At 72.1% G+C, this 18884-nt stretch carries 16 protein-coding genes, 1 pseudogene and 1 riboswitch; of the genes and pseudogenes, 11 read left to right on the plus strand and 6 right to left on the minus strand.

Annotated elements, in window-relative coordinates:
- Positions 1–153 precede the first annotated feature (153 nt).
- Both ACFV9O_RS01475 and ACFV9O_RS01480 read left to right on the plus strand, forming a co-directional pair.
- On the plus strand, positions 154–2322 hold the full coding sequence (locus tag ACFV9O_RS01475; RefSeq protein WP_385410922.1) for an FG-GAP repeat domain-containing protein: 2169 nt from the start codon (positions 154–156) through the stop codon (positions 2320–2322).
- Positions 2323–2514: 192 nt separating this feature from the next.
- Complete coding sequence (locus ACFV9O_RS01480) at positions 2515–3870, plus strand: flavin monoamine oxidase family protein (RefSeq protein ID WP_385410924.1); 1356 nt, start codon at positions 2515–2517, stop codon at positions 3868–3870.
- 192 nt (positions 3871–4062) lie between these two features.
- Here the strand turns inward: ACFV9O_RS01480 and ACFV9O_RS01485 are convergent, their stop codons facing one another.
- The 3 genes from ACFV9O_RS01485 to ACFV9O_RS01495 are packed head-to-tail and all read right to left on the minus strand — an operon-like array spanning position 4063 to position 7543.
- The gene (locus ACFV9O_RS01485) at positions 4063–5574 is read right to left on the minus strand and encodes a precorrin-2 C(20)-methyltransferase (RefSeq protein WP_385410926.1); all 1512 of its coding nucleotides are present in this window, start codon (positions 5572–5574) and stop codon (positions 4063–4065) included.
- Positions 5571–6212, minus strand: coding sequence for a precorrin-8X methylmutase (locus tag ACFV9O_RS01490; protein WP_385410928.1), 642 nt, complete (start codon positions 6210–6212; stop codon positions 5571–5573). The genes ACFV9O_RS01485 and ACFV9O_RS01490 overlap by 4 nt, the downstream gene beginning before the upstream one ends.
- Positions 6209–7543, minus strand: coding sequence for a cobalamin biosynthesis protein CobG (locus ACFV9O_RS01495; RefSeq protein ID WP_385410930.1), 1335 nt, complete (start codon positions 7541–7543; stop codon positions 6209–6211). Before ACFV9O_RS01495 ends, ACFV9O_RS01490 begins: the two co-directional genes overlap by 4 nt.
- An 80-nt stretch (positions 7544–7623) precedes the next feature.
- Positions 7624–7760: riboswitch (cobalamin riboswitch) on the plus strand.
- 37 nt (positions 7761–7797) lie between these two features.
- Between ACFV9O_RS01495 and cobN the strand changes: the two genes are divergently transcribed.
- From cobN to ACFV9O_RS01510, 3 genes are all read left to right on the plus strand, one after another.
- Positions 7798–11418, plus strand: a complete 3621-nt coding sequence (cobN, locus tag ACFV9O_RS01500) for a cobaltochelatase subunit CobN (protein WP_385410932.1) — start codon at positions 7798–7800, stop codon at positions 11416–11418.
- Positions 11419–11509: 91 nt separating this feature from the next.
- Positions 11510–12076 (plus strand): DM13 domain-containing protein, encoded by a 567-nt coding sequence (locus ACFV9O_RS01505; protein WP_385410934.1) that lies wholly within the window; start codon positions 11510–11512, stop codon positions 12074–12076.
- A gap of 12 nt (positions 12077–12088) precedes the next feature.
- The gene (locus ACFV9O_RS01510; RefSeq protein ID WP_385410936.1) at positions 12089–13261 is read left to right on the plus strand and encodes a methyltransferase; all 1173 of its coding nucleotides are present in this window, start codon (positions 12089–12091) and stop codon (positions 13259–13261) included.
- 105 nt (positions 13262–13366) lie between these two features.
- Here the strand turns inward: ACFV9O_RS01510 and ACFV9O_RS01515 are convergent, their stop codons facing one another.
- Positions 13367–13777: a rodlin gene (locus ACFV9O_RS01515; RefSeq protein ID WP_385410938.1), complete on the minus strand. Its 411-nt coding sequence runs from the start codon at positions 13775–13777 to the stop codon at positions 13367–13369.
- A gap of 187 nt (positions 13778–13964) precedes the next feature.
- Here ACFV9O_RS01515 and ACFV9O_RS01520 point away from each other — a divergent pair, with 187 nt between their 5' ends.
- The gene (locus ACFV9O_RS01520; RefSeq protein WP_385410940.1) at positions 13965–14159 is read left to right on the plus strand and encodes a hypothetical protein; all 195 of its coding nucleotides are present in this window, start codon (positions 13965–13967) and stop codon (positions 14157–14159) included.
- 130 nt (positions 14160–14289) lie between these two features.
- On the opposite strand, the gene ACFV9O_RS01525 is transcribed toward ACFV9O_RS01520, so the two are convergent.
- Positions 14290–14709, minus strand: a complete 420-nt coding sequence (locus tag ACFV9O_RS01525) for a rodlin (RefSeq protein WP_385410942.1) — start codon at positions 14707–14709, stop codon at positions 14290–14292.
- A 356-nt stretch (positions 14710–15065) separates the two neighbouring features.
- Here ACFV9O_RS01525 and ACFV9O_RS01530 point away from each other — a divergent pair, with 356 nt between their 5' ends.
- The 3 genes and pseudogenes from ACFV9O_RS01530 to ACFV9O_RS01540 all read left to right on the plus strand — a co-directional run bounded on the left by ACFV9O_RS01530 (position 15066) and on the right by ACFV9O_RS01540 (position 16623).
- Complete coding sequence (locus ACFV9O_RS01530; RefSeq protein WP_385410944.1) at positions 15066–15479, plus strand: rodlin; 414 nt, start codon at positions 15066–15068, stop codon at positions 15477–15479.
- 253 nt (positions 15480–15732) lie between these two features.
- Positions 15733–16089: pseudogene (locus ACFV9O_RS01535) on the plus strand (chaplin family protein); the annotation flags it as partial.
- Positions 16090–16455: 366 nt separating this feature from the next.
- Positions 16456–16623, plus strand: coding sequence for an LPXTG cell wall anchor domain-containing protein (locus ACFV9O_RS01540; protein WP_385411132.1), 168 nt, complete (start codon positions 16456–16458; stop codon positions 16621–16623).
- 73 nt (positions 16624–16696) lie between these two features.
- On the opposite strand, the gene ACFV9O_RS01545 is transcribed toward ACFV9O_RS01540, so the two are convergent.
- Entirely contained in the window at positions 16697–17845 is a 1149-nt protein-coding gene (locus tag ACFV9O_RS01545; RefSeq protein ID WP_385410947.1) for a glycosyltransferase, read from the minus strand.
- 385 nt (positions 17846–18230) lie between these two features.
- On the opposite strand from ACFV9O_RS01545, the gene ACFV9O_RS01550 reads away from it, so the two are divergent.
- Both ACFV9O_RS01550 and ACFV9O_RS01555 read left to right on the plus strand, forming a co-directional pair.
- Positions 18231–18470, plus strand: coding sequence for a chaplin (locus tag ACFV9O_RS01550; RefSeq protein ID WP_385410949.1), 240 nt, complete (start codon positions 18231–18233; stop codon positions 18468–18470).
- A gap of 166 nt (positions 18471–18636) precedes the next feature.
- Positions 18637–18876, plus strand: coding sequence for a chaplin (locus ACFV9O_RS01555; protein ID WP_385410951.1), 240 nt, complete (start codon positions 18637–18639; stop codon positions 18874–18876).
- The last annotated feature ends 8 nt before the right edge of the window (positions 18877–18884 follow it).

An 18884-nucleotide genomic window follows, 5' to 3' on the forward strand; every position in this document is an offset into this window, starting at 1 on the left:
TGAGGGGAACAGCGGCAGCCGGCCCCGGCCACAGCCCGCCGAGCCCGCCCGCCGGGCAGCCGAACCCCGCAGGTGAGCGGCCTCGGGCCCACGACCTGGGGTGATATACGCTGCGGCTACTTTCATCGCACCAAGCCCGGGGGGGCCTTCCACATGTCCACGCTGTCCCGCGCACTCCTGGGGAGCGTGCTCGTTCCCGCGCTCGCGCTGCCCTTCACCGCTCCGAGTGCTCAAGCGGCCACGGCGCCGGCCGTGAACACCGGCGTGGTCCCGGTCGGGCTCGGCCCGTGGGCCGCCCCGAAGGAACTGCCCGGGGTCACTGCCGTCATCGACCTGAAGTCGGCCCGGAACGGCACTCTGGCCGCACTCTTCACGCAAGGCGGCGAGACGGTGCTCTCGGTCAGGCCCGCGGGCAGCGGCACCTGGCAGTCGGCCAAGCCCGCGCCCGGCGCCACGCTCCAGCGGACGGACGACGGCGCGCTCTCGCTCCTGTGGTGGGTGACGGCGTCCGACGGGGTGCACAGCACGCTGCGGATGTCCCGGCTGGCTCCGGACGCCACCGCCTTCGGTCCGGCCGAGGACGTCGTGACGGGCACGCTCGCGACCGACTGGTTCTCCTCGCGGGCGCGCGTCACCACGATCGCGGCCAACGCCGCGGGCCGACAGGCGGTCGCCTGGATGGACGGGGACCACCGGCTGACCGTCGTCGAACGGCCCGGCCCGCAGGGGGCCTGGTCCGCACCGGTGACCCTCGACCGGCTTCCCGACCCGATCGTCCGCGACGACAACACGTACGTCTACACGCTGCGGGACCTGCGCCTCGCCGTCGCCGGCGACGGCGCCCTGGCCGTGGTCTGGGGCGGCAACAGCTTCTACACGGGTGACGGGGTCGACCCGGACCCGACCGCGTACAAGTGGCACTACAAGTACCTGGAGAAGCCCGCCGGGGCAGGCGCCTGGGCCGCGCCGCGCGATCTGCCGCAACTGGGCGAGAAGCCCGATCAGGTCGCGCTGGCCGCTCACCCGCAGGGCGGCTTCCACCTGCTCTCCCGCGGTGACTACGCCCGCAAGCCGGCCGGTGCGGCGGACTGGGGGACGGCACAGAGCACGGGGGTCGACGCCGGCGGGTCCGCGCCCGCCGAGTTGTTCACGGCCCCCAACGGCGATGTCACGGCGGTGGGCTCGGGCAGCCCGGTCGTGGCGACGCGTCTCGCCTCCCGAGGCACCTGGGGCGCCGCGAGGCAGCTGAACGGGTACGCCGAGAAGGACTCGGTCAGCAGCACCCAGACCGCGGCCGGCTCGGTGGTCGTCACCTACACGCAGAAGCGTTTCGAACTCGGCAGCACGATCCGCCGCGATTTCGTCGCCCAGACACTCGCGGGCGGCAGCGTGTCGAAGCCGCGCACCCTCAACGTCCTGAAGGACGGGACCAGCAGCGCGGGCCGGGTGGCCACCGACGACAAGGGCCGCCCGCTGGCGGTCTGGACGCAGTCGGCCGATGACGGTTCCTCGCGCTCGTCGTTCACCGCGACCACGGGCACCCGGGCCCTGCCCAAGTGGCACGACTACGCCGACCACACCCGCTCGGACGTCCTGGGCACCTCCCTCAGCGACGCGATGAACCTGTTCACGCAGGACACCGCCGACCCGGTCCGCACCTTCCAGGTGCGCCCCTGGGCGGAGGAGACCCGGATCGTGTCCTTCGGCGACTTCGACGGCGACCGCTGCAACGATCTCGTCGTGCGGCTGCCGGGCGGCGAGGCCCGCCTCTACACCCCCGTATGCGGTGGCCTGCCCGCACCCGACTCCGCCTACCGCCGCCTCTCCCAGGACTGGAGCGCCTACGACACCGTGCTCTCCAGCGGCGACCAGACCGGCGACGGCAAGCCGGACCTGCTGGCGCGCGTCGCGGCCACCGGCAACGTCTACCTCTACGCCCACAACGGCACCACGGGCTTCCTGCCCCGCGTGAAGATCCGCTCCGCCTGGACCGGATACAAGCGCCTCATCGGCGCCGGAGACCTCAACGGCGACGGTATCGGTGACGTGCTCGCCCTCGACAAGTCCGGCGAGCTCTGGCGCTACAACGGCACCGGCACCGGAACCCTCAAGGACCGCGTCCTGGTCTTCAAGGACTGGGGCGAGTCCTACAAGGAGGTCATCGGCGCCGGGGACTTCAACGGCGACGGCAGGAACGACCTCGTCTCCCGCGACACCTCCAACCGCCTCTGGCTCAACGCAGGCACCGGCACCGGCACCTTCACCAACCGCGTCCAGGCCGGAGACGCCACCTACTGGAAGAGCTGGGCGTCCCTCGCCTGACCACGCATGTCTCGCGGCGCGCCCGCCACCTGCACGCGGAAGCCGAGGTGGCGGGCACGACCGGGCGGCTTTCGTCATCACCCGGACGGACCCCCGTCCCGATCACCCGGACGGACCCCCGTCCCGCCCGGCCGGACCACCCACAAGGCGCTGCCGGCCCCGGCGGGCGAGGCTGCTCCGTGGAGGTGGGTCATGGAGCAGGTGGCAGCGGATGTGTGCGTCGTGGGCGCCGGGTTCGCGGGACTGGCGGCCGCGCGGCAGCTGGCCGGGGCCGGGCGTGAGGTCGTGGTGCTCGAGGCCGGGGACCGGGTGGGCGGGCGGGTCTGGAACAGGGAGCTGCCCGGCGGCACCGTGGTCTCCGCGGGGGGCACGTGGCTGGGCCAGGGCCAGGAACGGATGTTCCAGCTCTGCCGGGAGCTGGGGCTGGAGGTGTACCCGCAGTACGACGAGGGCGACCGCATCGTGCGACTCGACGGCATCAACCACCGTTACCGGGGCAACATCCCCACCACCGGCCCCGCAGCACTCGCCGCACTGGGACTGGCGTTCCTGCGCCTGAACCTGATGGCGCGGCGGCTTCCGGAAGACGCCCCCTGGAAGGCCCGGCGCGCACGTGAGTGGGACGCCCGCACACTCGGGCAGTGGCTCTCCCATCCGCTCAACGTGCCCTCGGCCACCGCCCACACGCTTCTCAGGGCGACGATGAATCTGCTGTTCTGCGCCGACCCCGCGGAGGTCTCGCTGCTGGGCGCGCTCGTTCTGGCGCGTGGCGGAGGCGGTTTCGGCTACTACACCGACTCCCGGAAGACGGAATCCCACCTCGTGGACGGCGGAGCCCCCGAACTGGCCCGGCGGATGGCCGGGCGCCTGGGCGCGGCGGTGCACCTGTCCAGCCCGGTCCGGGGGATCGTGCAGAACACCACCGACGTGCAGGTCCTCTCCGATGCGCTCGCCGTGCGGGCACGGCGGGTGATCGTGGCCACTCCGCCCGTGCTGTCGGGCCGTATCTCCTTCGACCCGCCGCTGCCCGCCGCCCACAGCCATCTGCGGCAACGATTGGTGCCCGGGGCGATCATCCGGGTGATCACGGAGTACTCCGAGCCGTTCTGGAGGGGGCAGCAGTTGTCGGGGCAGACGCTCGCACCCCAGTCGCCCCTCCCGATCACCATCGACCAGACCCCGCGTTCGGGGCGGCCAGGAGTGCTGAGCAGCTATGCGTTCGGGCCCGGGGCCGTACGGCTGGGCCGCCTGGACCCCAGGGAGCGGCAGAAGGTCTTTCTGGGTGCGCTCGCCGAGCGCTTCGGCGCGCAAGCGCGCCGTCCCACCGCATACCTGGAGACCGACTGGTCCGAACAACCGTGGTCGCTGGGCGGGATGGTCGCTCATTTCCCGCCGGGCGCGCTGACCAATTACGGCAGCGCGCTGCGCGAGCCCGTGGGCCGGATCCACTGGGCGGGCACGGAGTCGGCGACGCTGATGCACGGACTGATGGAGGGGGCGGTGCGCTCCGGCGAGCGGGCCGCCCGCGAAGTCCTGGCCGCGAACTGATCGGCCCGGGCCCGCCATGCGCTCGCGATGACGGGCCGGCAGGGCGCGGGCCCACGGGCCGTCGGCGGACCGGCGCCCTGTGCCGGACGCGAGCGCAACGCCACTGACTTAACGGCGCGCGCGAGCCTTTGACCTGCGGCGATGTCCTCACTGGCGGGCTCTGTAAGGCTGCAAAGTCACTGGCATTGGCCCTTAAGCGGGGTACGTGCGCGGGGTCCAGACGACGGTCTCGCCGTCGGCCTCGCCCGCGCCCCGCGTGACCGTACGGGTCTGCGACGAGCCGACCAGCAGCAGCGTCCTCATGTCGACCACCGCGGGGTCCAGTTCGGCGAGTCGCACGATCCGTACGCTCTCCTCCGGGCCGCCCACGTCACGTGCCACGACGACCGGGGTGTCGGGAGCGCGGTGCTCCAGGAGCAGTTCGCGGGCCTTGGCCACCTGCCAGGTACGGCTGCGCGAGCCCGGGTTGTAGAGGGCCAGCACGAGATCGGCGGCGGACGCGGCGCGCAGCCGCTCCGCGATGACCTCCCACGGCTTGAGCCGGTCGGAGAGCGAGATCGTCGCGTAGTCGTGGCCCAGGGGGGCGCCCGCGCGGGCGGCCGCCGCGTTCGCCGCGGTGACACCCGGCAGGACGCGTACGGGGACGTCCGCGTACGGCTCCTGGGCGGCGGCCTCCAGCACCGCCGTGGCCATCGCGAAGACGCCCGGGTCGCCGCCCGACACCACCGCCACGCGCCGCCCGCGCCGCGCGAGGTCCAGCGCGAACTCGGCGCGCTCCGACTCCACCTTGTTGTCGGAGCCGTGCCGGCGTTGTCCGGCCCGCACCGGCACCCGGTCCAGGTACGTCGTGTAGCCGACCAGGTCGTCGGCGGCGGCGAGCGCGCCCCGGGTCTCGGGGGTCAGCCACAGCGGCCCCGCCGGGCCGGTGCCCACGACGACGACCTCTCCCTGCGGACGCGCCTCCGGCCGCACCTCGTCGACACGGCTCGGCAGCACCGCCACCGAGAAGTACGGCACCGACTCCGGATCCACGTCCGCCAGCCGCTCGGTGCGCTCGCCGGGCATCGTGGCGCGCTCGACGTACCGCGCGTCGTCCAGCCGCCCCGCACGCTCCAGCGCCCGCCGCACGGCCGGGAACGTACGCCCCAGCTTCATCACCACCGCCGAGTCGGTCGAGGCGAGACGGGCCGTCAGCTCCTCCTCCGGCAGCGTGCCGGGGATGATCGTCAGCACCTCCTCGGCCTCGCACAGCGGCTCGCCGAGGCGCGCGGCGGCCGCGCTCACCGACGTGACCCCGGGGACCACCTCGGTCGGATAGCGGTGGGCCAGCCGCTTGTGCATGTGCTGGTACGAGCCGTAGAAGAGCGGGTCGCCCTCCGCGAGCACGGCGACGGTCCGCCCCGCGTCGAGGTGCGCCGCGAGGCGCTCCGCCGCCTCCTCGTAGAAGTCGTTGAGCGCACCGCGGTAGCCCCCGGGGTGGTCGGTGGTCTCGACCGTGATCGGGTACATCAGCCGTTCCTCGATGTGGTCGGGGCGCAGATGCCTCGCCACGATCGAGCGGGCGATCGAACGGCCGTGCCGGGCGCAGTGGTACGCGACGACGTCCGCCTCCGCGACGACCTCGACCGCCCGCAGGGTCATCAGGGACGGGTCGCCGGGACCGAGTCCGACTCCGTACAGCCGGCCGACCTGCTGCGTGCTCACTCTGCCTCACTCGCTATCGCGTTGATCGCTGCCGCGGCCATGGCGCTTCCGCCGCGCCGCCCTCGTACCACCAGGTGCTCGATGCCGCCGCCGTGTCCGGCGAGCGCGTCCTTGGACTCGGCCGCGCCGATGAAGCCGACCGGGACGCCGATGACCGCGGCCGGGCGGGGCGCGCCCTCGTCGATCATCTCCAGGAGCCGGAAGAGGGCGGTGGGCGCGTTGCCGACGGCCACGACCGAGCCTTCGAGCCGGTCGCGCCACAGTTCGAGTGCGGCGGCGCTGCGGGTCGTGCCCAGCTCGGCGGCGAGCGCGGGCACGGACGGCTCGGACAGCGTGCAGATCACCTCGTTGTCCGCGGGTAGCCGCTTGCGGGTGACGCCGCTGGCGACCATCTGGGCGTCGCACAGGATGGGCGCACCGGCGCGCAGGGCCTCGCGGGCGCGGGCCACCACGGCGGGTGAGTACGCGAGATCGCGGACGAGATCGACCATGCCGCAGGCGTGGATCATCCGCACCGCGACCTGGCTGACGTCGGCGGGGAGCGCGGCGAGGTCGGCCTCGGCGCGGATGGTGGCAAAGGACCGGCGGTAGATCTCCGCCCCGTCCTTCTCGTAGTCGAACACGGTCTTCTCGCTCATCTCGTGGGTGTGCTCGTGGATGGGGTGGTACGCGCCGCCGCGACCGCGCCGGCCAGTCCCTGGTCCGTCGGTACGTCGACGCCGTGCGCGGTCACCCGGTACGTGCCGTCCGGCGTCGCCATGACGTCCACGTACTCCCCGTGGGGATGCCCGCAGCGCCGCTCGCAGCCGGACCAGTACACGGGCAGGCCGCCGCCGTCGCCCGGCGTCGCGTCCGCCCGTACGTCGGCCAGCGACTTGGCGCACCCGGGCCGGCCGGTGCAGGCGCCGACGCCGTACCAGGGGGAGCCGGTGCCGGTGATGAACCCGGCGTCGTCGAGCTGCCGCAGCCGCGCCTCGGCCGCGTCCCGGCTCCCGAACCCGGGCAGGACGACCCCGCGCCAGGGGGTGAGGCGTACGTGGCCGCCGGGCGCGGGGAGCAGCGCGCGCAGTTGCGCGACGGTGAGCCGCCCGAGCGGCGCGGCGACGGACAGGGCCCAGCCGTTGGGCCCTTCGACGACGCCGGGCCGGGGCCCTGTCCAGGACCCGGTTCGCCCTACGGGCGGGGTTCGAAGCACGCCGGTACCGTCCAGTGGACCGGTGTGTTCGTCCTCGAACGCCGGACCGGCTCCAAAGGTGACGCCCGCCCGCTCCAGATACGTCCCCACCGCCATGTCCTGCCCAGCGGGCAGCTCCCGCACCCGCCACGCGCCCGTGCCCGCCGCGGCCGCCGCAACGAGGAAGGCCTCGGCGGCGGCGAGGGCGGCCCGCGGGGCGTCGGCGGCGCGGACGCGGTACGCCCGGTCCCCCACGCGTACGACGGCCGCACCCTCCGGCTCTGCGAGCAAGGTCACATCCGCGCCGAGCCCCGCCACGTCTCCACGTCCGTCGTCCAGGGCGAACAGGAAACGCCCGGACAGCCCGGCCGCCCAGGCGTTCGCGCACAGCAGCGCGTCCAGCTCGCGCGCCCACAACTGCACGTCGGAGCAGCCGAGTCCGTCGAGTCCGGCCAGCGGCGAGGCCACCACGTTCCGTACCCGCTCATGGGTGTCGGAGGGGAGCAGCCCCGCCTCCCGCAGCAGCTCGGCGAGTTCCGCCCCGCACCCTTCGCCGAGGCCGCGCAGCTCCGCGTTTCCCCGGGAGGTGATGGTCAGGGCGCCGTCGCCCAGCGCCTCCGCCGCGTCGGCCGAGATGGATAGTTGACGTGATGTCAAAAGACCTGCAGGCAGGCGGAGTCGGGCCAGTTTCCCGTCGTCCGCCGTGTGCAGTCGCAGCGCACCCGGGCAGGCATCACCCCGGTCCCGTATGCGGGGTTCGCCCCGGTCCGGGGGTGTTGGCGGTGTGGGCGGCATGGCGGCGAGCATACCCACGTCCCTGCCCGCCTTCTCCGGGCGTCCTTCGAGGTGACCGCCCCCGCGGCAGGGGCAGCCTCTACTATGCAGACGGCACAGGGTCCCAGGACCCTAGGGAGGAAGCCCGGTGAGAATCCGGCGCGGTCCCGCCACTGTGAACCGGGCCTCGTCCACGCGGACCCGGTGAGTCAGGAACTCCCGCCGTCCTACGACCACCCGGGGCGCGGACACCCCGAGGAAGGCCTGCGCACGCGATGACGCACGCGACGATCCTGCTGCTGTCGACCTCCGACACCGACCTGCTCAGCGCCCGCGCGGCCGCGGGCCCGGTCCGGTACCGCTTCGCCAACCCCTCCCGCCTCCCTCTCGACGAGCTGCCCGAGCTCCTCGACGGCACGGACCTCGTGGTCGTACGCCTCCTGGGCGGCATCCGCGCCTGGCAGGAGGGCCTCGACCTGCTGCTCGCCCAGGAGCGGCCCGTGGTCGTCCTCACCGGCGAACAGGCCCCCGACGCCCAGCTGATGGAGGCCTCCACCGTCCCCATCGGCATCGCGGCCGAGGCGCACGCGTACCTCGCGCACGGCGGCCCGGCCAACCTGGAGCAGCTCGCCCGCTTCCTGTCCGACACGGTCCTGCTCACGGGCCACGGCTTCGAACCCCCGGCCCCGGCGCCCACCTGGGGACCGCTCGACCGCACCCCGCGCGGCGCCACCGGCCCCACGGTCGCCGTGCTCTACTACCGCGCCCACCACATGAGCGGCAACACCGCCTTCGTCGGCGCCCTCTGCGACGCCGTCGAGGACGCCGGAGGTCAGGCCAGGCCGCTGTACGTGGCGTCCCTGCGCGCCCCCGAGCCCGAGCTGCTCGACCAGCTGCGCGGCGCCGACGCCATCGTCACCACCGTCCTCGCCGCGGGCGGCACCAGGCCCGCCGAGGCGCAGGCCGGCGGCGACGACGAGTCCTGGGACGCGGGCGCACTCGCCGCGCTCGACGTGCCCGTCCTGCAGGCTCTGTGCCTGACCGGGTCGCGCAGCACGTGGGAGGAGAACGACGAGGGCCTGTCCCCGCTGGACGCCGCCAGCCAGGTCGCGGTCCCCGAGTTCGACGGCCGCCTCATCACCGTGCCGTTCTCCTTCAAGGAGATCGACGAGGACGGCCTCCCGGCCTACGTCGCCGACGCCGAGCGCGCGGCCCGCGTCGCCGGGATCGCCGTGCGCCACGCCCGTCTGCGCCACATCCCGAACGCGGAGAAGCGCCTCGCCCTGGTCCTGTCCGCGTACCCGACGAAGCACTCGCGCATCGGCAACGCCGTCGGCCTCGACACCCCCGCCTCCGCCGTCGCCCTGCTGCGCCGACTCCGCGAGGAGGGCTACGACTTCGGCACGGAGGACATCCCCGGCCTGGCCTCCGGCGACGGCGACGAGCTGATCTACGCCCTCATCGAGGCGGGCGGCCATGACCAGGACTGGCTCACCGAGGAGCAGCTCGCCCGCAACCCGGTCCGTATCCCGGCCGCCGACTACAGGCGCTGGTACGCCACGCTCCCGCAGGAGCTGCGCGAGCACGTGGAGCAGCACTGGGGCCCCGCGCCCGGCGAGATGTTCCTGGACCGCTCCCGCAATCCCGAGGGCGACATCGTGCTGGCCGCCCTGCGGCGCGGCAATCTGCTCATCGTCATCCAGCCGCCGCGCGGCTTCGGCGAGAACCCGATCGCGATCTACCACGACCCCGATCTGCCGCCCTCGCACCACTACCTCGCCGCCTACCGCTGGATCGCGGCCGCGCGGGACGACGGCGGCTTCGGCGCCGACGCGATGATCCACCTCGGCAAGCACGGCAATCTGGAGTGGCTGCCCGGCAAGAACGCGGGCCTGTCCGCCGCCTGCGCGCCCGACGCGGCGCTCGGCGACCTGCCGCTCGTCTACCCGTTCCTGGTCAACGACCCGGGCGAGGGCACCCAGGCCAAGCGCCGTGTGCACGCCACGCTCATCGACCATCTCGTCCCGCCGATGGCCCGCGCCGACTCGTACGGCGACATCGCGCGGCTGGAGCAGCTGCTCGACGAGTACGCGCAGATCTCCTCCATGGACCCGGCGAAGCTCCCCGCGATCCGCGCCCAGATCTGGACGCTGATCCAGGCCGCGCGGCTCGACCACGACCTGGGGCTCGACGACCGTCCGGACGACGACGGCTTCGACGACTTCCTGCTGCACGTCGACGGCTGGCTGTGCGAGGTCAAGGACGCCCAGATCCGTGACGGGCTGCACGTCCTCGGCGCCGCGCCGACCGGCCCCGAGCGGGTCAACCTGGTCCTGTCGATCCTGCGCGCCCGGCAGATCTGGGGCGGCACCCAGGTCCTGCCCGGACTGCGCGAGGCCCTCGGCCTCGACGAGTCCGCCGCGACCCGTACGACCGCCGACGAGGCGGAGGCCACGGCCCGCGCGCTGGTGGAGGCGATGGAGGAGGCGGACTGGAACCCGGCCGCGGTCGCCTCCGTGGCCGAGGGGCACGGCCAGGCCGTCGCCGACATCCTCGACTTCGCGGCCCGCCAGGTCGTCCCGCGCCTGTCCGCCACCACCGACGAACTCGACCATGCCCTCCACGCGCTGAACGGCGGCTTCGTCCCGGCGGGACCGTCCGGCTCCCCCCTGCGCGGACTGGTCAACGTCCTTCCGACGGGCCGCAACTTCTACTCCGTCGACCCCAAGGCCGTCCCCTCCCGTCTCGCCTGGGAGACCGGCCAGGCCCTCGCCGACTCGCTGCTCACGCGCTACCGCACCGACAACGGCGACTGGCCGACCTCCGTCGGCCTCTCCCTGTGGGGTACGAGCGCGATGCGTACGGCGGGCGACGATGTCGCCGAGGCCCTCGCGCTGCTCGGCATCCGCCCGGTCTGGGACGACGCCTCGCGCCGCGTCACCGGCCTGGAACCCGTCGCGGCCGCCGAGCTGGGCCGCCCGCGCATCGACGTCACGCTCCGCATCTCCGGCTTCTTCCGGGACGCGTTCCCGCACGTCATCGGCCTGCTCGACGACGCGGTACGGCTCGCCGCCTCGCTCGACGAGCCCGCCGACGTCAACTACGTACGGGCCCACGCCCAGGCGGACCTGGCCGAGCACGGCGACGAACGCCGCGCCACGACGCGCATCTTCGGCTCCCGCCCCGGGACCTACGGGGCCGGCCTGCTCCAGCTGATCGACTCCCGCGACTGGCGCACCGACGCCGACCTGGCCGAGGTCTACACGGTGTGGGGCGGCTACGCCTACGGCCGCGGCCTCGAAGGCCGCCCGGCGCGCGACGAGATGGAGACCGCGTACAAGCGGATCGCGATCGCGGCGAAGAACACCGACACGCGCGAACACGACATCGCCGACTCCGACGACTACTTCCAGTACCACGGCGGCATGGTCGCCACCGTCCGCGCCCTGCGCGGCACCGCCCCCGAGGCGTACGTCGGCGACTCCACCCGTCCCGAGACGGTCCGCACGCGCACGCTGGTCGAGGAGACCTCCCGCGTCTTCCGCGCCCGCGTCGTCAACCCCAAGTGGATCGAGGCGATGCGCCGCCACGGCTACAAGGGCGCCTTCGAACTCGCCGCGACCGTGGACTACTTGTTCGGCTACGACGCCACCACCGGCGTCATCGCCGACTGGATGTACGACAAGCTCACCCAGGCCTACGTCCTGGACCCGGAGAACCGCGAGTTCCTCCAGCAGGCCAACCCCTGGGCCCTCCACGGCATCGCCGAACGCCTGCTGGAGGCGGAGTCCCGCGGTATGTGGGCCAAGCCGGACCCGTCGGTCATCGAGGCGCTGCGCCAGGTGTTCCTGGAGACGGAGGGCGACCTGGAGGGCGACGACGGGCACCCCGCATGACGGCCCGGACACCGGGCCCGGCGCAGACGTAAGACTTCCGTCACCACGCGGGCCGATCCGTCCGCGGCCCCCGGCGGCTTCAATGGGGGGCATGAGGACATCAGTGGTACGGAAGCCCGTGGTGGCCATCGGCCTGGCCGTGGTCGCGGTCGTGGCCGCGGCCGGGCTGTACTGGTTCCAGCCATGGAAGCTGTGGGTGGACCGGACCGTACGCGAGGAGCTTCCGCCGGCGGCCGCCCCGGTTTCCCCGGACGCCCCGGAGACGGGGGCGGACGGGGCCCCGTCCGCCCCCGCCGGTCCGAAGGTGCTCGCATCGGGCTCGTTCATCAGTCATGAGCACGCCACCAAGGGTGCGGTCAGGATCGTCGAGCTCGCGGACGGCAGCCGCACCCTCCGGCTGGAGGGCCTCGACACCAGCAACGGCCCCGATCTGCGGGTCTGGCTCACCGACGCGCCGGTGAAGGAGGGCGTGGCCGGATGGCGCGTCTTCGACGACGGTGCGTACGTGAGCCTCGGGAAGCTCAAGGGCAACAAGGGCGACCAGAACTACGCGCTGCCCGCCGACGTCGATCTGGGCAGGTACTCCAGCGTCGCCATCTGGTGCGACCGCTTCGACGTCTCCTTCGGCGCGGCGGAGCTGTCGAAGGCGGCCGCGTAGCCTGAAAGCACGATGAACACCTTCACGACGTCATGGGGCGACCTCGCGCTCACCCGCTTTCCCGAGGACCCCCGTGACCAGCTCCGCGCCTGGGACGCCTCCGACGAGTACCTGTTGCGCCACCTGGAGGGCGAAGAGCTCGCCGGGACCGTCGTCGTCCTGGGCGACCGCTGGGGTGCCCTGGCCACCGCGCTCGCCGCGCACCGGCCCGTGCAGATCACCGACTCGTATCTGACCCAGCAGGCGACCCGCGCCAATCTCGCCCGCAACCGCACGCCGGCCGAGGCCGGTGTCGTACGGCTGCTGTCGACCCAGGACACCGCCCCGGACCGGATCGACGTCCTGCTGGTGCGCGTGCCCAAGAGCCTCGCGCTCCTCGAGGACCAGCTGCAGCGTCTCGCGCCGCGCCTGCACGCGAACACGCTCGTCGTCGGCACGGGCATGGTGACGGAGATCCACACGTCCACGCTGAAGCTGTTCGAGCGGATCGTCGGCCCGACCAGGACCTCGCTGGCCGTGAAGAAGGCCCGGCTGATCTTCTGCACCCCTGACCCGGCCCTGACACAGTCCGGATCCGGCGCGGGCGAGCCCTGGCCGCGCCGTTACGACCTGCCCCCGGACATCGGCGTCATGTCCGGCCGCCCGGTCACCAATCACGCGGGCATCTTCTGCGCCGAGCGCCTCGACATCGGCACCCGCTTCTTCCTCCAGCACCTGCCGCACGGCCGCGGCCCGCTCCGCGTCGTGGACCTGGGCTGCGGGAACGGCGTGGTCGGTACGGCCGTGGCGGTCGCGAACCCCGAGGCCGACGTGGTGTTCACGGACGAGTCGTACCAGGCGGTGGCATCGGCCGAGGCGACGTTCCGGGCGAACGCCGGCCCGGCCGCGAAGGCCGAATTCCTGGTGGGCGACGCGCTGTCGGGCGTGGAGCGCGGGTCGGTGGACCTCGTACTGAACAATCCGCCGTTCCACACCCACCGCGCCCTCACCGACAGCATCTCCTGGCGCATGTTCACCGGCTCGCGCGCGGTGCTGCGGCCCGGCGGCGAGCTGTGGGTGATCGGCAACCGTCACCTCGGCTACCACGTCCGGCTGCGCCGCCTCTTCGGCAACTGCGAGACCGTCGCGAGCAACCCGAAGTTCGTCGTCCTGCGCGCCGTGAAGGAGCCGGCGGAGCAGCGCTGAGCGCCGCGCCCCGCGGCGGCCGGCCGGTACGGCAAAGGGCCCGGCCGACGCTGGTGCGCCGGGCCGGGCCCCGGACGGATCCCCGGTCGGATCCGGCGGCCGAGCTCAGTTGACGTTGTTCTCGGTGTTGCTGGAGAGGGCCGAGATGTCGTCGAGGAGATGCGACAGCGGCTCGTCGCCCTTGGCCTGTGTCGAGTTCTCGGTGCACTGCTGGCTCTGCGGGTTGGACAGGACATTGAGGTCCTGAACGGTGACCGGCACGACGCCGACGAGGGAACCTGCGTTGACCTTGCCCGGCAGGCCGACGCAGGGCTTGTTGAGCGAGCCCTGGACCAGGGCCATCTGCGGGCTGTTGGCACCCTGCGTCGCCTGGTTGCCGTACACCTGCGCAGAGCCGATGCCGCTCAGCGACGTCGTGCCGGTGTCGTCTCCGATGGCGAGCGCCTGCGGCGCGGCGGTCAGGGAGACGCCGGCCACGGACACGGTCACAGCAGCGGCTGCCCACAGCTTCTTCATGATGATTCCCTTCAGGGGCTTCAGGGGCTTCAGGTTGCGCACTCCACCGATGAAGTGACGCAATGATCAACCCGCGGATCCCACCCGGGTTGCGGCCTTTAACCCGATCGGCCGAGTGCGGAGGGCTTCAGGGGAAGCATCCGGTTCTTTCGTGCCATGAAGGCGGGCGGTAAGGGATATTGAGGGCATGACGGAGCACAAGGGCCGTTGGGAACGGCAGATGCTGATCCCGGCGAGCCGCAGGGAGCCGGCGGAACGGCCGGCGGAGCCCATCTATGCGTCACTCATGGCCCAGTGGTCCGCCCAGGGCAGGACCGTTCCCGGTGCCCCCGACCGCGAATGGACCGCGCTCGTCTCACGGTCCTGCTGGCCCCGCTGGTAGACGCAGGGCGCGCCGTGGGCGCGGGCGGCGCCTGGCGCGCCCGCGTCCGCACCGGAAAGGCGCCCGCACACAGCGGCCGGGCCGCCGCGGAGTACCGCGACGGCCCGGCCGGTTGAGCGAAACCCGGTGATCAGGGGGTGGTGGTGTTGGCCTCGCCGTTCGCGGAGAGCAGCGCCACATCCTCGAGGATGTGCGACAGCGGCTCGTCGCCCTTGGCCTGTGTCGAGTTCTCGGTGCACTGCTGGCTCTGCGGGTTGGACAGGACATTGAGGTCCTGAACGGTGACCGGCACGACGCCGACGAGGGAACCTGCGTTGACCTTGCCCGGCAGGCCGACGCAGGGCTTGTTGAGCGAGCCCTGGATGAGCGCCATCTGCGGGCTGTTGGCACCCTGCGTGGACTGGTTGCCGTACATCTGCACGGAGCCGGTGCCGCTTTCCGAGGTGGTGCCGGTGTCGTTACCAATGGCCAGGGCCTGCGGCGCCGCCGCGGCCGAGGCGCCGACGATGGACGCAGTGACGGCGGCAGCCGCCATAGCCTTCTTGAACACGACTGATTCCCTTTCTGGGGGGACGAGAGAGGGCATCGGGAACGGAGCCGGGAGAGCCCGTTCCCGGAGCCTCCTGACCAACTCCCCGTGGCGGAGTTGGTTCTTCCGCTTCACCCCAACGAGCGGTGCGGATCATCGGTCCGGACGGGAGTGAACGCACGCCCGGCCGTACTCCTGTCCATCCGCCGGCTTTCGGATTCCTCGGCCGGAGGCCGCATCGAATAGGACTTGATGACAATCGGCGGCGTGTTCTTTGCGGCGGGCCATTCGGGTGAGAACGCGGAACCAAACCCGGGACGGCGAGTTGAACCGACGCGCGGAGATGCTCGTGCGCTCCGGTAGAAAGGGAATCAGTCGTGTTCAAGAAGGCTATGGCGGCTGCCGCCGTCACTGCGTCCATCGTCGGGGCCTCGGCCGCGGCGGCGCCGCAGGCGCTCGCCATTGGTAACGACACCGGCACGACGTCGCTGAGCGGCATCGGTTCCATGCAGATGTACGGCAACCAGACCACCGAGGGTGTCAACAGCCCGCAGATGGCCCTGGTCCAGGGCTCGCTCAACAAGCCCTGCGTCGGCCTGCCGGGCAAGGTCAACGCAGGTTCCCTCGTCGGCGTCGTGCCGGTCACCGTTCAGGACCTCAATGTCCTGTCCAACCCGCAGAGCCAGCAGTGCACCGAGAACTCGACCCAGGCCAAGGGCGACGAGCCGCTGTCGCACCTCCTCAACGACATCTCGGCCCTTTCCGGCAACACCGAGAACAACGTCAACTGAGTCCGGGCCCAGCTTACCGGGCCGTCGATGCCTTCCGGCGCCGGCGGCCCGCGCCCTTTCGGGCACGTATGGACATGACAGGACGGCAATTTCCGGTGAAATTCACAGGAATGGTGCGTCGGTCGTCCGAGTGAATGCGTGCCTCCGTCAGGACCGCGAACACCCTGAAGGGTCGTTTTCCGCCGGTCCCAGGACCGTGCCGCCAGGCGCGCCCCAGGGACCGTTTCTCGAGCGAGAACAGAAAGACAACGAGATGCGACAGGTCATCAGCAAGGGAATTCTGACGGCCGCGGCGGCCACCAGCATTCTGTCTCTGAACAGTGCATACGCCAACGCCGACTCCTACGCCGACGGTGATGCCGTGGGCTCCCCCGGCGTATTGTCGGGAAACAATGTTCAGGCGCCCGTGGACGTGCCGGTCAACGTATGCGGCAACTCCGTGAACGTCATCGGGGTGCTCAACCCGGCATTCGGCAACAGCTGCGCCAATGCGTCGGACGACTCCGGGACGGGAACGTCCGCGACCGCCGAGGGCGATGCGGTGGGCTCCCCGGGCGTGGGCTCCGGCAACAACATCAAGATTCCGGTGGACATCCCGGTCAACGCCTGCGGCAACACCGTCGACGGCGTTGCCCTGGGCAACCCGGCCTTCGGAAACGAGTGCGCCAACGGTGATGTGGTGACGCCGAACACGCCCACGACGCCGACGACGCCGACGACGCCGACGACGCCGAACACGCCGACGACGCCGACGACGCCGAACACCCCGAACACGCCGACGACTCCGAACACGCCGGCGACGCCGACGACGCCGAACACGCCGACGACGCCGACGACGCCGAACACCCCGAACACGCCGACGACTCCGAACACGCCGGCGACGCCGAACACGCCGGCGACGCCGAACACGCCGGCGACGCCGAACACGCCGGCGACGCCGAACACCCCGGCGACTCCCGACACCGAGGTGCCCGGCGTGGACACTCCGGACGACCGGACCGTCGACACGTCCGGCAACACGGGTGCGCTGGCCGAGACCGGCAGCGATTCGGCGGGCCTGCTGGCCGTCGGGTCCGCCGCAGTGGCCCTGCTGGCCGGCGGCTCGCTGCTCTACCGTCGCGGGACGGCCGTTGCGCGGCGCTGACGTGCCTGCGTTTCCCGCGTGACTCCCGGCCCGGGAGAGTCTTCCCCTCGGACTCTCCCGGGCCGGTTTCGTGTCATCCGGGCCGTACGCCCACCACATCGCGGTACACGTCCGCGACGGCACCCGCGGTGTGCCGTACGTCGTGGGCCGAGACGACGTACTGGTGGCCCTGGCGGCCCAGTGTGGCGCGCAGCGGCGCATTGAGCAGCAGGTCTCCGATGGCCGTGGCCAGCCCGTACGGATCCTGGGACGGCGTCAGACAGAACAGCGCATGCCCGGGTGGCAGGCTTTCGCGCGCCCCGTCGACATCGGTGACGACGACCGGCCGGCCGCAGGCCATCGCCTCCAGCGGCGTCAGCGCCATGCCTTCCCAGCGGGACGGCAGGACGACGAGATCGGCCGCGCGGTACCAGGGCGTCGCGTCCGCCTCGGCGCCGGCGAACCGTACCGACGCGGGCGCGTTCGCGCGCAGCACCTCGGCGTCGGGTCCGTCGCCGACCAGGACGAGACAGGCGTTGGGCAGCCTGCGCAGCAGGTGCTCCCACGCGGCGAGCAGGACGTCCTGACCCTTCTGCCGGCACAGCCGCCCCACACACACCACGAGCGGTGTGGACTCGGGCAGGTCGGCAACCAGCGGCGGCAGGCCTCGCGGCCGGACATCCGCCGCCGGCAGGAACCGCTCGGTGTCCACACCGTTGCGGATGACCGTCCACCGCGCCTCGACGCCCGCCCGCTCGCCGGTGCGCTGCTCCGCCTCGCTGACGCAGACCACCCGGTCCGCCCAGCGCGCGCTGTAGCGCTCCCAGCTGCGCGCCAGCCGGGCGGTGATGGCGCCCACCCCCTCGAAGGACCAGGTGTGCGGCTGGAACACGGTGGGGGTCCGGCCGCGCAGGGCAAGCCGTGCGGCCAGTCCGGCCTTGGCGCCGTGGGCATGCACAACGTGCGGGCGTACCCGGGCCACGAGCCGGGCGAGCTGCAGGACCTCCTGAAGCAGCAGCGGCCCCGGCGCGGGCCCCGCCCGCCACGGGTGTACGTCGGCACCCAGCGCGCGTACGGCTTCCGTGAGTACACCGCCCCGGGGGCATGCCACGGCCGCACGGAGGCCGGCGGCGACCTGGTCGGTCACGAGATCGGCGACCACTCGGGCGACGCCGCCGTCGACGGGCTGCGCGATGTGGAGCACCGCCGGACGAAGGCCGGGTTCAAGGGCTTGCCGCAGCACGTGCAGTTCTCCGCTCGTGTACTGGCTCGGGTACGGGAATGACCGCGCTGCCACTGCTGCGCGTCGCTGCTCGGACCGAAGAGGTCCGATTCATATCCGCGGGTATTCATATGGGCGGTCCGCGGGCTCACCGATGAGCGGTCGAACTCCATGAGGGGACAGCACCCATGGAATGTCGCACGACTGGCTCTCCGCGATCCCGGCGAAAGCTTGCTTCGTATGTTATTCGTGCGTTCGAGGGGTGGAAGGGACTCTAACCGCTTCCTGCCCGGAACTGCGCAGGGCGGCGCGCCTCGGATTAATCCATTCGGTGTTCGTCCGTATCCCGGGTTTGCGTGCCGTCGTTGGTTGTTGTGCCTCATCGGTAACTCGGAAGGAAGAAATGATGAAGCGAATCGCCAAGTCGGTCGCGCTGGTGGGCACGGGAGCCGCCCTGCTCATGGGCGGTGCGGGCATGGCCGTCGCCGACAGCGGCGCGATCGGCACCGCCCAGGACTCGCCCGGCGTCGGGTCCGGCAACGTGGTTCAGGTCCCGGTCCACGTTCCGGTGAACGTGTGCGGCAACACCGTCAACGTCATCGCCCTGCTGAACCCGGCGTTCGGCAACGCCTGCAGCAACGAATGACGGGCCTCGGCACCCGCCGGTGCATCGCCGGCGGGTGCCGGCATTCGTATGGAGTGATCGGCGTTCACTCCATCGGCCGCACAACCTGACGGCCTCCGCCGCCGTTGAACCATGGACCGGGCAGTCACGCACGGCAACTGAACATTTGATCAAGGAGTGCTTCTCCATGTCGCGTACCGCGAAGGCTCTTTTCCTGTCCACCCTCGCTGCCGCCGCTGTCGCGGGCACGGCCGGGATCGCCACCGCCGACAGTGGTGCCGTGGGCACTGCGACCGGGTCGCCGGGTGTCCTCTCGGGCAACGTCGTCCAGGTTCCCGTCCACGTGCCGGTCAACGCCTGTGGCAACACCGTCAACGTGATCGGTCTGCTGAACCCGGCGTTCGGCAACGCCTGCGTCAACAGCTGATCGCCCGT

It is taken from the genome of Streptomyces sp. NPDC059909, from assembly GCF_042730885.1.
Lineage (GTDB): Bacteria > Actinomycetota > Actinomycetes > Streptomycetales > Streptomycetaceae > Streptomyces.